This window comes from Chryseobacterium joostei, assembly GCF_003815775.1.
Lineage (GTDB): Bacteria > Bacteroidota > Bacteroidia > Flavobacteriales > Weeksellaceae > Chryseobacterium > Chryseobacterium joostei.
The window spans coordinates 2,469,709-2,485,552 of sequence record NZ_CP033926.1; the positions used below are offsets into that span (position 1 = coordinate 2,469,709).

Sequence of the window (15,844 nt, forward strand, 5' to 3'; positions counted from 1 at the left end):
GCCAAGGCAGGATTTTTGCATTTGCAAAGGGTACCACAACAAAGACCAAATCAAATAGTATTACTATCTTTGTTAGAAACCACATCGCTTTTGAAACTAAAAATCAACACTACAAAAATTTTAAGGCGCACTGCCATCACCATTATTTCAATACTGGTCTTTCTTACCCTGTTGATATTAAGCCTTAGGCTTCCTGCCGTTCAAAATTTCATCAAGGACAAACTTATAGTTTACCTTGAGAAAAAAATCAAGACCAAGGTAAGCCTTGAAAAAGTCTACATTGGGTTCCCCAACAGTCTTGTGATGGAAAACCTTTACCTGAAAGGACAGGATGTAGATACTCTTTTGGCTGTAAAGAAACTGGATGTAGGTTTACACATGCTAAAGCTTATCAATTCTACGGCAGATATTACCTCTATAGAAATGGAGGGAACACGTGCCAATGTTGTAAGAAAACCAGATGGCAAATTCAATTTTGATTATATTATTGATGCCTTTGCTACCAGTGACAAGGAAGAAAGTTCTTCCAAGCCATTCATTATTTCTCTTGATAAAATTAAATTAAAGGACATAGGTGTTACATTCAATGATCAGCAGTCAAAGAATGATATTAAGCTCTATTTTAAATCTTTTGATACAAGTGTTAAAACCTTTGATCTCAACAAAAATAAATACGCAGTCAACGATATTAACCTTGATGGATTAAAATTAAAGCTAAAACAAGGAATTGTAGAAGAAGTTTCTAAAAAGGTTGAGAAGAAAGTAGATTCACTCAACGAGAAGAAACCTATGAGTATTGGAATGAGAGGCATCAAGCTTACTCATTTTGATATTGATTATGGTGATGAAAATACAAAAACGTTTGCCAAGGTTATATTTAAAGAATTAAGCACAAAGGTTAATAAACTTGATCTTGAAAATAATTCCTATAATGTTGCCAATGTATTCCTTTCCGGAGCAGACATTAACGCCAACCTTTATCTTCCTGCACAAAACGCTAATCCGAAGAATACAAAAGAACCGGAACCCTCAAAAGTTTCTGACCAGGGCAAAGCAATGAATCTTCTTCTAGGAAAACTGGTTCTGAATGACGTAAAAGCAACCTACAACAATACAGCCATTGCTCCGACCAAGCAGGGAATGGACTTCAATCACCTGAATTTTGCCAAAATGAATGTGGAAGTAAGAAGCTTCAAAATGGAGAACAATACTTTTGCAGGAACAGTTAATTCAGCAGAAATTCGGGAAGCAAGAGGTTTGGATATTCAAAAATTCAATACGGATTTTGTGTATGCAGAAAAAGAAGCTTATCTCAAGGATCTTTATCTGCAAACTCCGAAAACAATCCTTCGTGATGAGGTTATTTTAAACTACAATTCAATAGATCAACTTACTTCAAACCTTGGTGCTGTAAAGATTTCAGCCAATATCAAGGATTCAAAAATTGGTTTTTCAGATATTTTAAATCTGGTTCCTACTTTAAAAAATACAGTTCCTTTCAATAAATATCCGAATGCAATACTCAATGTAAATGCCAATGTAAAAGGAAGTGTGAATGATCTTTTGATTCAGGATCTCAAAGTTTCAGGATTGGACCAATTGAGAGTGGCTGCATCAGGAAGAATCAAAAATGCAATGAATCCTGATCAGTTGTATTATGATGTAAGGATTGGAGAATTTTCTTCCAATGCCAAAACTATTTTCAATCTTGTTCCAAAAAATACAATCCCATCCAATATTGCTCTTCCATCTAACTTCAGCATAAAAGGAAATGCAAAGGGAACCACTAAAATGGTTACTACCGATCTCAACCTCTACTCTACCCTTGGAAATGCCGCAATCATTGTCAATGTTGACATGCGTAGAAAAAATCATGAGCTGTATGACGTAAAAGCCAACTTTCAGGGAGTTCAGGTAGGAAAAATTATTCAGAATAAAGATATAGGTCCCATTACTGCTCAAATTGCAGCAAAAGGAGAAAGCTTTGATTTTAAAAATGCCAATGCAGATTTAAAAGGACATGTTGCCTCTGCAGTATATAAAGGCTATCGTTATCAAAATATGAACTTAACAGGTAAGATCAATAAAGGTGCTTATCATGTTATTTTAAATTCAAAAGATCCAAATGCAGACTTACAATTAACCGCCTCCGGCATTTATGATGAAAAAAATCCTACCGTAAAAATAAATGGTGAAGTCATCAAACTGGATGTGAATAAACTTGGCTTTTATGAAAAACCAATGATTCTTGCCGGAAAAATTGATGGAGACTTTACAAGCCTTGACCCTAATAACCTGAATGGTTATTTAAACCTTAAGGACTTTGCATTTTCGGATACCAAGGAGGTTTACCCTGTACAGGAAGTCTACCTGAAAGCATCCTCTACTGCTGACTCTACACAGATTCTTTTCAATTCTCAGATTGCAGATGTTGAGCTGAAAGGAAAATATAAACTTACACAGATCTTTGGTTCTTTAACCCAAACGATTAATCAATACTACCAGTTCCAGAAACCGGATAAAACACAGAAAATAGATCCGGGACAGCATTTCACATTTAATGCAAAGGTGAAAAATGATGACTTAATCAGAAAATTCGTTCCGGATCTGAAAAGTTTTGAAACGATTAACCTAACCGGAAATTATGATGCCGATTCTCAAAAAATTGAAATCGACGGACAAATTCCACAGTTGCTATATGGTGAAAATACGATTGAAAAAGGTGTTTTAAAAGTAACCAATGAAAATCAGGCATTGCAGTACAGTCTTAACGTTGCCGCTTTAAGAAGTTCTAGCTTTTCCATAAACAAGATTGATATCAATGGAGATGTTGCAGATAATACGATCAACTATAATGTCACCACAAAGGATGACAAGGACGCTACCCGCTTCCTCATTGCAGGAAGTGCAAAATCCATGAATGATATTACAGAGGTTTCCCTAAATCCTAATGGTTTAAAACTAAACTATACGGATTGGAATATTGCAGAAAACAATAAAATTCAAATCAGCAGCAAAGGAATACTGGCAGATAACTTCACATTAACGAATGGTGCCAGCCAAATCTCCATACAATCAGAAAGTGACCGCCCAAGTAGTCCTTTAAACATAGCATTAAAAGACTTTAAAATTGAAACCATTACAGAGCTTATTAAAAAAGATACAGTTCTGGCAAGAGGAACCATCAACGGGACAGCTCAGCTTAGAGATGTAACAAAGGATATGACTTTCACCTCTGACTTAAATATTTCTGATCTGATTGTATATGGAAGTGCTATTGGAAATCTAGCCATTAAAGTGAACAATTCTTCACCGAAACTTTTAAATGCTGACATTGCCCTTTCCGGAAACAATAATGATGTGAGGATTCTGGGTGACTACAATACTTCGTCAAGCACTTTTGACCTGAACATGGCCATCAACCAGCTTCAAATGAAAAGTATTCAAGGTTTTTCAATGAATGCGCTTACCAATACGGAAGGTTATCTTTCAGGAAATTTAAAAATTACAGGAACCACTGATCAACCCAATGTTTTAGGAAAAGTAAAGTTCAATGATGCTGGGCTGGAAATAGCCAAAACAGGAAGTGATTTCAGAAAACTGAATGATGAAATAGACTTTACCAGTCGTGGAATTGAATTCGATAAGTTTAAAATTAACGATAAAGACGGAAATGCTCTGGTTGTAGACGGACAGGTGCTTACACAAACCTACAGGGATTTTGCGTTTAATCTTAATGTAAGTGCCAAGGATTTCAAGGTTGTCAACTCTCAAAAATCAAATGATGCCATGATGTACGGTGTTCTTGCCATTGATGCAGGACTTCGTATCCGTGGAAATCTGGATTTACCAAAGGTAGACGGAAAATTAAGTATTGCGGATAATACAGACTTCACCTTTGTTCTTCCACAGTCTACTCCATCTTTACAGGAAAGAGATGGTATTGTAGAATTTGTAGATCAGGATCAGGTCGTTTTAAATAAAACAGTGAAAGCAGATTCCCTTAATGCTCAAAGCCGTATTAAAGGAATGGACGTAAGTGTCAATATTGAAGTAAGTAAGGAAGCAAAACTTTCCATTGTTATCGACAAGGCGAATGGCGATTTTGTACAGTTACAAGGAGAAGCAGAACTTACAGGAGGAATAGACCCGTCGGGGAAAACCACACTGGTAGGAGTGTACCAAGTAGAGAAAGGAAGTTATGACCTTTCCGTAAGCTTCCTAAAGCGTAAGTTTGATATTCAGAAAGGAAGTACCATTACCTGGACCGGTGAACCTACCATGGCTATCATGGACATTACGGCTGTTTATAAAACGGAAGCAGCCCCTATTGACCTTGTAGAACAGCAGATAGGTACTGAAGGCGGAGCATCCCTGATGAATCAGTTTAAGCAGAGGATACCATTCAATGCTTTATTGAAAATGAAAGGAGAACTCTTGAAACCTCAACTTAGCTTTGATGTTACCACAGACGAAAAAAATAATTCTGTATCTACAAATGTAAAGGATGTTGTTGATCAAAAACTGGCCCAGCTCAGAACACAGGAGTCTGAATTGAATAAACAGGTATTTGCATTACTGCTTCTCAACCGTTTTATCGGGGAAAACCCGTTTGAAAGTGGTGCAGGAATGTCTGCAGAAACCATGGCAAGGCAAAGTGTGAGTAAGATTTTATCTCAGCAGCTTAATAATCTTGCTTCCGGTTTAATAAAAGGGGTAGACCTTAACTTTGGTCTGGATTCTTCAGAGGATTATTCTACGGGACAAAAAAATACAAGAACCGACCTTAATGTAGATATCAGTAAAAAACTATTGAATGACCGATTGAAAGTAACGGTAGGAAGTAACTTCGGACTGGAAGGCCAAGCCCGCCAGAATGAAAACATGACCAATATTGCAGGTAACGTTTCTGTAGATTACAGTCTTTCCAAGGATGGAAGATATATGCTGCGTGCTTACCGTAAGGATGAATATCAGGTAGCTCTTCAGGGGCAGATCATAGAAACCGGAGTTGGATTTATCATTACGTTAGATTATGACAAATTCCGGGAAATCTTCCAGAAAACAAGAGAAAAGAAGCCTAAAAAGAATCAAAACAATCAAGTGGTAGAATTTAAATAATGAGTAACACATTTCATACATATTGTAAATATCTGTTAGTTTCCGGGATGGCATCATCTGTGGTCTCCTGCAGCAACACAAGGTTTTTGAAAGAAAATCAGATGCTATATACCGGAGCAACCGTAAAGATTGAAAACGATACCATTTCAAAAAAAGAAAAAAAAGAACTTCAGTCTGCTCTGGAAGCAAATCTTACCCCAAAACCCAATTCTACTTTTTTGGGAATGCGTCCTAAATTGTATTTCTACAATATTGCCAAGGAACCCAAAAAGGATAAAGGGTTTAATTACTGGCTCAAATATAAAATGGGTGAAAAACCCGTATTGCTGGGAGATGTAGACCGCGAGTTCAACAAGGATATTATTGAGAACTATTCTGAAAACAAAGGATATTTCAATGCAAAGGCTACCTATGATACTGTTTCCAAGAACAAAAAAGCACAGGTTATCTATACGGTAAGGCCTGGTGCCAGGTATCTTGTGGATGGAGTGAAATTTCAGAAAGATTCTACCCTCATTAATCAGGAAATTCAAAACTTAGCCAATAAAACCATTCTTAAAAATGGAAGACCATTTGATCTTGACGTGATTAAAGCAGAAAGAGAAAGAATTGATAATAGCTTAAAGGAAAGAGGATTTTATTATTTTCACCCTGATAATATTATTGTGCAGGCAGACAGCACTGTGAACAAAAATCACAAAGTAGAGCTGAATGTAAAGCTTAAAGAAAATACTCCACATTTAGCTACTCAACAATTTAGCATTGATAAGGTTGTTGTATTTCCCAACTATAATATTCAGGATGTAAAAGATGGGAAGTACTCTATTCCTATGGACAAGGATTCTCTTGGTAAATATGCATTTGATGACATTTATGTCATTGACCCGCAGCATAAGTTCAAACCAAAGATCTTTGACAGGGCTTTATACTTTAAGAAAGGAGATCTTTATAACCGATCAAACCATAACCTTACCCTGAACAGACTGATCAGTCTGGGAGTATTTAAGTTTGTAAAAAATGAATTTGTAACATCCGATTCTTTAAGTCATAAATTTGATGCTTATTATTTATTGACCCCAAGGCAAATCCAGTCATTGCGTCTGGAAGCATTAGGAAGAACAAACTCTGCAAGTTATGCGGGTAGTGAGCTTAACCTGAACTGGACCCACCGGAATTTCTTTCGAGGTGCAGAACAATTTAAAGCGTCCATATACGGAGCTTTTGATTTCCAGATGGGAGGTGCTCAGGACGCCAATAATATTTTCCGCGCAGGAACGAATGTACAGCTTTCCATCCCAAGAATTGTTGCACCTTTTCGTTTTCATTCTTCCAGCGAATTTGTTCCGAGAACAAATATCACATTGGGATATGAATTCCAAAACAGAACAAAATATTATACCCTTAATAATTTTACAGGATCATTTGGCTATTTATGGAAAGAAAACGCCAGAAAAGAACATGAGCTGAAAGTAATTGATATTACATTGGTTTCTCCGGCAAAGGTTACAGCAGCCTATGAAGCGATGTCCGAAGGCAACCCTGCCATGAAGCGAATTGTAGAAAGGCAACTTATTTTTGGGCCCACCTACTCTTATACGTATACCAATACTATGCAGCCAAAGACCAATACCATTTATTATAAAGGGACACTTGATCTGGCAGGAAACATCACAGGGCTGGCTACAGGAGCCGATGTAAAAAAAGATAAGGAAAGAAAGATTTTTGGAATCCCTTTCAGTCAGTATGTAAAGATTGAAAATGATTTCAGGTTCTATCATAAGTTTACAGAGAAATCTTCATTGGCTACAAGGTTTATTGGTGGAATAGCTTATCCTTACGGGAATTCAGAGTTTGTTCCTTTTTCGAAACAGTTTTTCTCAGGAGGAAGTAACAGCATCAGGGCCTTCAGAGCAAGAACACTGGGTCCCGGAAGTTTTGATCCAAGAACAATAGATCCAGGAACTTATTTTGACCAGTCCGGAGATATTAAACTGGAATTAAATGCGGAGTACCGAGCTAACCTTTATAAGTTTTTAAATGCTGCAGTCTTTGTAGATGCCGGAAATATCTGGTTGCTTCATGATGATAAAAACAGGCCCGGCGCAAAATTTACGAAAGACTTTTTGAACGAAATTGCCGTAGGTGCCGGAGTTGGTCTAAGACTTGATTTTTCTATTCTAATTTTAAGATTAGACTTAGCGATGCCTCTGAGAGTACCTTACTATGAAAAAGGAAACAGATGGGCCTTCGATAAAATTAATTTCGGAGATTCAAACTGGAGAAAAGATAATCTTGTTTTCAATATTGCCATCGGATATCCTTTTTAATATGATCAATAACATTAAATTTTTCTGGGAAGTCCTCAAGGACACCTTTACAGAATGGAACAATTCTTCCGCATCAAAAGATTCGGCAAGTCTTGCTTATTATGCTATATTTTCCATCCCGGGATTATTAATCATTATCATATGGGTTCTTGGGAATTTCTTTGGTGAGGAAGCCATCCGAGGACAAATTAGTACTCAGATTAGTGGCATTATGGGACCTGACGTGGCTAAAAGTATTGAAGGAATGCTTGCTGGCGCCCTCATCGACAAAAAAAACATCTTTATGAAAGCCATTGGGGTTGGAGCCTTAGTCTTTGGTTCTACTACCCTATTCTTTCAGCTTCAGCATACCTTGAATTCACTTTGGGATGTAGAGTCTGCCCCTAAAAAGGCATTAATTAAATTTTTACTGGATAGAGCCAATTCGCTTGGCATGATCCTTATTCTTGGTTTCCTACTGATGATTACGATGGTCTTATCTTCACTCATCAGCCTTTTTAATACAATCATTACCCAATACTTTGGATTTGAAACCTATCTGCTTGTCGAGGTTGTCAATTTCTCGATTGGATTTGGTCTTGTGATGCTGTTGTTTGCCTTAATGTTTAAAGTTCTTCCGGATATTCAGATTGCCTGGAAGTCTGTTTGGAGAGGAGCCTTTCTAACCACAGTTTTATTCACATTAGGTAAATTTTTGCTAAGTCTTTATTTCAGCCAGGTAAAACCTACTTCAGCGTTTGGTGCTGCCGGAACTGTGATTTTAATTATGATGTGGATCAATTATTCTTGTATGCTGATTTTTTTTGGAGCCAAGTTCACCAAGGTGTATACGTACAAGAAAGGCTATAAAGTCACTCTTTCTAAACACGCCCGATGGAGCGCTGCCAAATTGTATGCAGATAGCCTGAAGCAGACGCCCGGTGAGAAAATTAGTAATGAGAAAATTTAAAATTATTAATACACTTTATATCAAAAAAAAGCCTCCTGAAAATTCAGGAGGCTTTTTTATTACATTCTGTTTACTGTTCCGATTCCCAGTAGTTCCAACGATTTTTTGATCGTTTTCGCCGTAAGATCTGATACATTCAAACGGAATTGCTTTATGTTTTCATCATCCTGATTCAGAATTGGATTATTCTGATAGAATGAGTTATATGATTTTACAAGATCATATACATAGTTTGCTACTAAAGCAGGGCTTAATGTTTCTGCTGATTTTGCTACTATCGTTTTAAAGTTCGCCAACTGCATGATCAATTCTTTTTCAAACTGATTTAAAGTTACATCTGCCGTTTCTTTATGTGCAAATTCAGCCTTAGATAATAATGACTGGATACGAGCAAAAGTATATTGAATAAACGGTCCTGTATTTCCATTAAAGTCAATACTTTCTGCAGGATTGAAAAGCATTTTTTTCTTCGGATCTACTTTTAGCATGAAGTACTTCAATGCACCCAATCCTACCGTTTCATAGGATACTTCTTTATCTTCATCAGAAAGAGTTTCCAGCTTTCCTAGTTCCTGAGCTTTAGATTTTGCAGTTTCATACATTTCTTGCATCAGGTCATCAGCATCTACTACAGTACCTTCACGGGATTTCATTTTTCCTTCAGGAAGCTCTACCATTCCATAAGAAAGGTGATACAATTGATCTGCCCACTCATATCCTAATTTTTTCAGGATCTTAAACAATACCTGGAAGTGATAATCCTGTTCATTTCCTACAGTATAGATCAATTTTTGGATATTATTTTGCTTAAAACGTTCCACAGCAGTCCCTAAATCCTGCGTCATATAAACAGAAGTTCCGTCAGAACGCAATAATAATTTTTGATCAAGACCCTCGTCAGTTAGATCACACCAAACGGAACCATCTTCTTTCTGATATAGAACCCCGTTTTCCAAACCTGTCTGGATAAGATCTTTTCCTAGGATATAAGTATTACTTTCATATTGAACCTGATCAAAGTCAACACCTAATCTCTTATACGTTTCATTGAATCCCTTGTATACCCAAGAGTTCATTTCTGCCCAAAGATTTCTTACTGTTTCATCTCCATTCTCCCAGTCTAAAAGCATTTTTTGAGCTTCCTTAATCATTGGAGCATCTTTTTTAGCCTGCTCCTCAGTAATCCCCTTGCTTACAAGGTCGGCAATTTCTGTTTTGTAATTTTTATCAAATTCTACATAGTAGTTTCCAACAAATTTATCTCCTTTTGTATTCGTAGTTTCAGGAGTTTCGCCTTTTCCGAATTTCTCCCAAGCCAACATTGATTTACAGATATGAATACCTCTATCATTAATAATCTGTGTTTTGATCACATCATATCCGGCTTCTTTTAAAATCTGTGCTACGGAGAACCCCAACAGGTTATTTCTAATATGTCCTAAGTGAAGCGGCTTATTGGTATTGGGCGAAGAGTATTCTACCATAACGGTAGCATTTTTCTTTTCTATTGTTGAAAAACCATTCTGTACAGATCTGAAATTATCTACAAACAATTGATTTTTCACTTTAACATTAAGGAAACCTTTTACCACGTTGAAGCTTTCGAAAATGTCCGTCTGCTCTGTCAAAGCCTCTCCTAATTCAACCCCAATACTTTCAGGGTTTTTCTTTAATTGTTTAACCAACGGGAAAGTAACAATGGTAAAGTCACCCTCAAATTCGGTTTTATTTTCCTGAATTTCCAGCTTAATGTCTTTTAATTGGTATACATTTAAAATAACCTCTGAAAGCTTTTGTTCTATAATATCTTTAATATTCATGTCTCTAAGTTCTCTTTTTAATGGTCAAGATGATATACCTTTATAGAGGTGTTTCATCTTCAATTTTGAAGTACAAATATACGGAAATAAAAAAACCGCTTTTAGGCGGTTTTTTTATGAATTTTATTCTTTTCTAAAACTAATGTCCTTTCATTATTTCCAGGCACATTATTTAAAATTATGTTAAGGACAATCTACCGCATAACACCTTTTTTTAATAGGATCCCAGCAGCCTCCATTAATTGTACACCATTCCGGTGCAGAACCACCTTGAATATTTTTCAAATTTTGGATTGACAGTTTTTTCAAATTTTTCATATTATTATTTTTTTTGTGTGATATTAAATATAATAAATAATTATGAAATAGAGATAAATTTTTAGCTCAACATAAACCTAATATCTTTTTTAATATTCTAGAATAAAAACCTTTGTAAACAAAAAAACCGCCCAAAGGCGGTTTTAACTTGCTATAGATAAATATTATTTAAAGTTTATCCCAGAACACTTTTGCTCCTTGTACATCTCCATTTACAGAACCCCATTGTTTTACACATGCATTTGCTCTGTTAGCACCATTTACACTTCCTTCATTAATTGGATAATAAAGTCTTGTAGGTACATCTCTCGTTTCTGGTTTTACAAATACTCTAAAATCTAATCTTCTTGAGAATTCCCATGATTCAAAGCCTCTGTTATGAGTTGCAATCCAAGCTTCATTTCCTATTTTCTGCTTCCATGTTCCTGGCAATGCAGCATAGCTATGAGCTAAAATATAAGCATCACGATCAATAGCTGATACTCCCCAGAAATCCATTGAAGCTTTAATACCATTGGTGAAATAAGTTGCTGCTGCACCTCCAACACTATAGCCTCTTTCAGCAGCTTCAGCTAACATAAAATTAACTTCTGCAGCATCAAATAGATAAGCATAATTATCTGGCTTCAAAATTTCAGGATTAACATGTGAAAAACTTCCATATACATTTTCAGAACCGTACACACCACCTACATACTGCCCTGACGGAGCTTTTGTAAAATAGCTGGCACGTCTTGGGTCTGATTCTGCGTTCATCGCATCTAAGTATACATCAGATGGTATAAAGTCATTTCTACCACTAGATACCATTTCTATAAAAATAGGATTAACAAATGGACCTGATGCTGCAAATTTTAATCCGATATTATCAGCATTTGTAAGTACTACTCCACTAGCTACAGCACTTTCAACAGTTGATTTTGCCAAAGCATTATCTACATCAGCTAAATTTAAGCCCAGTCTCAGTTTTGTACTGTTTATAAATGCTTTAATTTTATTTTTATCTCCTCCAAAAATAGCATCACTTGTACCAAAACCTCCAGCAGAAGTACTTGCCAGTAAAGCAAGAGCTGCATCAGCTCTTTTGATCAAATCAACATAAATTGCTTTCCCATCATCATAGGCTGGGTTTGGATACTGATCAACTTTAATAGACTGAGAATATGGAACATCTCCATAAGAATCCACCAATATACTGTATGTATATATTTCTAAGGCTTCAATAGTTGCTATTCTACTTGCTTTTAGAGAGGCATCTGCAATTGTATTGGTTGCTGCTTTTACCTGTTCCAATTTTAATAATTGTGCATACAGAATATTCCAATGATTGTCCGGAACTCTTCTCTTTGGAAGGTTATATACTGATTCATCGGTATATTGAGTTTCAGACCATTGCTGTGTAAAGAATCTGAAGATGTTAATATTTACACTTGGGCTGGTCATTTGTGTTACCAATCCCAATTCTGCCGATGCAAATGTAAATTCCGGGTTTACAGTAGCTGGGTTTTTAGTATCGTCATTTAATGTGGTAATGTCCCTTTCGCATGATATTAAAGCCATGCTCGCTATAAAAAGGCTTAATATTGTTTTTTTCATTTTGACTTCTTTTAAAAATTAACAGTAAAGTTAGCACCAATGGTTCTTGTTGTTGGCATTGCACCAATAGAGTAACCTCTAGAAAGGTTCGCTCCTTGTACACCTGTAGCTGAACCTCCTGTATATCCTGCTTCAGGATCTGCATAAGGTAAATTCTTGTGAATAATCCATAGGTTTCTACCAAAGACTCCAAACTTCATCCCTTTGATAAAGGTATTGGCATATAAGTTCTTTGGAACATCGAAATATATCGCAGCCTCTCTTAGCTTAATAAATGAAGCATCATATACAAATTCTTTTGCTGCATAATTTCCTGTACGTAGTAATGATCCAGACATCGTCTTTATTGGAACATTATTCTGAACATACTGTCCGTTTTGCATTACTACCCCTGGTAATATTGCTCCCGGTTCTCTGATAGCCAATGTTTCTGGATAAATACCTGTATCTGTTCCATACAACATATCTCCGGAGAATACGCTTCCTCCTTGTTGTCCATCAATAAGGAAAGTAAATGTAAATGCCTTATAAGTGATACTGTTTCTTACACTCCAAGTATATTGTGGCATGATATTACCAAGTACATTGGTTTTTGAAGTTGTGATCATGTATTTCCCTGTATTTGGATCAACAATTCTTTCTCCTTCAGGAGAATACACATAATCAGTTCCCCAAATCTGTCCATAAGCTTCACCTGCAGGTGCATTGAAAGTTACATCATTAACAGCTCTTCCTAGCTGTAAGTTTGTCATCCCTTCATTAAGGCTTAGTACCTTGTTCTTGTTAATAGCCCAGTTCCAGTTCATATCCCATCTGAAGTTTTCGTTCTTCACTGGAACTAAATTTAACTGAACTTCTATCCCTTTATTCTCCAGCTCACCGGCATTAAACCATTTACTTGTATAACCAGAAGCTCCGGAAATTGGTACTAATAGAATCTGATCTTTTGAATTTGTTTTGTATAAACTCACATCAAATCCTACTCTATTGTTAAGGAATCTAGCTTCCATACCCACTTCCACCTCAGTAGATCTTTCAGGCTTCAGGTTAGGATTATTTTTATAACTGTTTGGGTCTACAATTGGAATACCATTGTATAAATTTTTGATATTTTGAGTATCTATCAATCTGAAGTTATCGGTAGTTTTACCAACCTGAGCCCAGTTTCCTCTCACTTTTAAGAAAGAAAGCCAATCTTGATTGATAAGGTTAGATAGCACCACAGATCCTGAGATAGATGGATAAAAATATACATTATTACCACTTGGTAAATTTGAAGACTTATCAACACTTCCGGTACCTTCCAAGAAATAAGTATCCTTATATCCTAGGGAAATCTGACCATACGCTCTAGGTAGTGTAGCAGTAGCAGTAAATTCCTGAGTAGGAACTACCTGTCCCGCAGAATTTCTAAGAGCATATAACCCTGGAACAATTAATCCTGCTCCAGATGGGTCTGGTTGAGTAGAAGCATCTGTTGTTTCAATAGTATTTCGTCTTAGGGAAGTACCTAGTACGGCTCCTAAGTTGATACCATTATCAAATTTTTTGTTATAGTTAGCAAATAAATCAAAATTGATTTCATTAGTATACATATTACCTAAGTAATATCCCGAAGATGCATTGGCTTGTGGGTTTAACGTTGATGGTAAACCTGGAACAATTCCAAAAGATTCCGGGTGACTGCCTACCGCTTTTCTAACCTCAGTTTTTTGGTAAGCAAAATCAGATGACAACCTTCCTGTTATACTAACTGCATTGGAAACTTTATAGTTTAACATCCCATACCCAAAGAATCTGGTTCTGTAATCACTTTGGTAATTTTGATAACGATCAAAATAAGGGTTGTTCCAATAGGCTGGTGCCTGGAAGTTATCCGGGTCGTCATACCCATAAGGGTTCCATGTTATGTTTTGTCCACCTGTCCCAAAATAGGCATCCTTAAGTTGTAAAATATCAACATTGGTTTGCCACCATTGTCTGAAACCTGTAAGAATATTATCGTTGTATCCTGTACTATTTCTACCTACCGTATTCTGCATGGTTAAAGATGAATAAACTGTCGCAGTAAGTTTATCCGTTACTTTGTAATCAAATTTTGCAGAAATTGTATTCTTCTTTTGCTCAGAATTTGGAAGAACCCCTGTAGTGATAAAGTTATTATAGTTTAATAAAATACCTCCGTTTTCATTTCCTTTTTCAATAGTAACTGAGTTTGAAGTAGTTTGTGCACTTTCAAAGAAATCAACCGGCGTATGTTTTGCCGCTACCCAAGGAGTTGCTTTATGATATCCTGATAATTGTGGATACAATGAGTACCATTGATAAACCATAAGATTTGGATCAAAAGCAGTACCTACAGAAGCATCGTTACTTGTTCCTACTACCAGATCAAGAACTCCGTCTCCATCCACATCTCTTTTCAAGAAAGTAGAAGCCGGCCCATACCCTGCACCATATTTATTTTGATATTTAGCAAAAGTAGATCTATCAATTTCTCCGTATTGATATTCTGTAGAAAGGGTAACTCCCCATTCGTCATTTTTTCGGGATTTTCCTTTTTTTGTAGTAATTACCACAACCCCTGAAGATGCTCTTTCTCCGTATAGAGCAGAAGCTGCCGCTCCTTTTAGTACGTTAACACTTTCAATATCATTGGGGTTTAAATCAGAAATCGAGTTACCTCCGTCAAAAATAGTATAAGCGCCAGAAATCGTGCTGTTATTGTTATTAATCGGAACACCGTCTACCACAAAAAGAGCCTGGTTATTTCCTCCAATGGACTTCATCCCTCTAATTACAACACTGGAAGCTCCACCGAAGTTTGTGCTTGTGACAACCTGAACACCTGCTGCCTTACCAGCCATTTGACTGGAAATGTTACCAGTATTAGCTCCTTCTCTCAAAACATCTCCTTTAATTTCCTGAGATGCATATCCAAGTGCTTTCTTTTCTCTTTTAATTCCGAGTGCAGTTACTACCACGCCCTCGATTTCTTTTGTTTTAAGTGTATCCTTCTTTTCTTGAGCATTAGCTACAGCAATAGAAGAAGACAATACTAAAACAAGAAGACCTGTTGTTAGTTTCTTCATATCAAATTAATTTTGTACCCTACAAATTTGTAAAACTTTCTCAACAACACAAAGGAATTTTTAAAAAAAATACAAACTATTCAATAATCATTAATAAAAACAATGAATAAATTATTAAATTAAGTTAAAAAAACTGTTTTTAACAAAAACAAAAAAAATTAATCGATATTTTTTTTCATAAACATCAACAACATCAATTATCGACACCATCTATCAAGATTCATTCTAAACAACCTAATAACAATCTGGTTTACAATAATATAAATCACATTTATTGGAATAAAATACATCATTTATGAAAACATACCATGTAACACATAGTTTTTTGCAACGGAGAAAAGGGAAAGAAAAAGCTCTATAGACGGTGACTAACAAATTATAATCGTAACAAAAAAACAGAAAATATATGAATATCTTAATATAATAAGACCATCAATATGACCTATCTAAAAAAAACATATTGGCATTCAAAATTCTTGATAATAACCAATCATAAAAAGTAGAATTATTATTAAAAACCACCAATATGGCCGTTAAATAGTCTTACCTACTTATAGATTTATAAGGTAAAAAAGATAGGGCAATTACATTTGTTTTTCTTTAATTTTACCCTTTTATATT

The 15,844-nt window shown here is 35.9% G+C and carries 7 protein-coding genes; 3 read left to right on the forward strand and 4 right to left on the reverse strand.

Annotated features, from left to right (window positions below):
- Positions 1-90 precede the first annotated feature (90 nt).
- The 3 genes from EG359_RS11295 to EG359_RS11305 are packed head-to-tail and all read left to right on the forward strand — an operon-like array spanning position 91 to position 8,397.
- Positions 91-5,121 (forward strand): translocation/assembly module TamB domain-containing protein, encoded by a 5,031-nt coding sequence (locus tag EG359_RS11295; RefSeq protein WP_076354741.1) that lies wholly within the window; start codon positions 91-93, stop codon positions 5,119-5,121.
- A complete protein-coding gene (gene tamL / locus EG359_RS11300; protein ID WP_076354743.1) occupies positions 5,121-7,448 on the forward strand; it encodes a translocation and assembly module lipoprotein TamL in 2,328 nt (775 codons plus the stop codon). Before EG359_RS11295 ends, tamL begins: the two co-directional genes overlap by 1 nt.
- Before the next feature lies 1 nt (position 7,449).
- Complete coding sequence (locus EG359_RS11305; RefSeq protein ID WP_076354745.1) at positions 7,450-8,397, forward strand: YihY/virulence factor BrkB family protein; 948 nt, start codon at positions 7,450-7,452, stop codon at positions 8,395-8,397.
- 59 nt (positions 8,398-8,456) lie between these two features.
- On the opposite strand, the gene argS is transcribed toward EG359_RS11305, so the two are convergent.
- The 4 genes from argS to EG359_RS11320 all read right to left on the reverse strand — a co-directional run bounded on the left by argS (position 8,457) and on the right by EG359_RS11320 (position 15,223).
- Positions 8,457-10,217, reverse strand: coding sequence for an arginine--tRNA ligase (argS, locus tag EG359_RS11310; RefSeq protein WP_076354747.1), 1,761 nt, complete (start codon positions 10,215-10,217; stop codon positions 8,457-8,459).
- Between the two features lie 183 nt (positions 10,218-10,400).
- Positions 10,401-10,535, reverse strand: a complete 135-nt coding sequence (locus tag EG359_RS23000) for a bacteriocin-like protein (protein ID WP_423775415.1) — start codon at positions 10,533-10,535, stop codon at positions 10,401-10,403.
- Between the two features lie 168 nt (positions 10,536-10,703).
- A complete protein-coding gene (locus EG359_RS11315; protein ID WP_076354749.1) occupies positions 10,704-12,131 on the reverse strand; it encodes a SusD/RagB family nutrient-binding outer membrane lipoprotein in 1,428 nt (475 codons plus the stop codon).
- Between the two features lie 11 nt (positions 12,132-12,142).
- A complete protein-coding gene (locus tag EG359_RS11320) occupies positions 12,143-15,223 on the reverse strand; it encodes a SusC/RagA family TonB-linked outer membrane protein (protein WP_076354750.1) in 3,081 nt (1,026 codons plus the stop codon).
- Between the last annotated feature and the right edge of the window lie 621 nt (positions 15,224-15,844).

Excerpts from the sequence above, each read along its gene's own strand:
- EG359_RS23000 (WP_423775415.1), bottom strand. The coding sequence starts at position 10,535 with ATGAAAAATTTGAAAAAACTGTCAATCCAAAATTTGAAAAATATTCAA.
- argS (WP_076354747.1), bottom strand. The coding sequence starts at position 10,217 with ATGAATATTAAAGATATTATAGAACAAAAGCTTTCAGAGGTTATTTTA.
- EG359_RS11315 (WP_076354749.1), bottom strand. The coding sequence starts at position 12,131 with ATGAAAAAAACAATATTAAGCCTTTTTATAGCGAGCATGGCTTTAATA.
- EG359_RS11320 (WP_076354750.1), bottom strand. The coding sequence starts at position 15,223 with ATGAAGAAACTAACAACAGGTCTTCTTGTTTTAGTATTGTCTTCTTCT.
- tamL (WP_076354743.1), top strand. The coding sequence starts at position 5,121 with ATGAGTAACACATTTCATACATATTGTAAATATCTGTTAGTTTCCGGG.
- EG359_RS11305 (WP_076354745.1), top strand. The coding sequence starts at position 7,450 with ATGATCAATAACATTAAATTTTTCTGGGAAGTCCTCAAGGACACCTTT.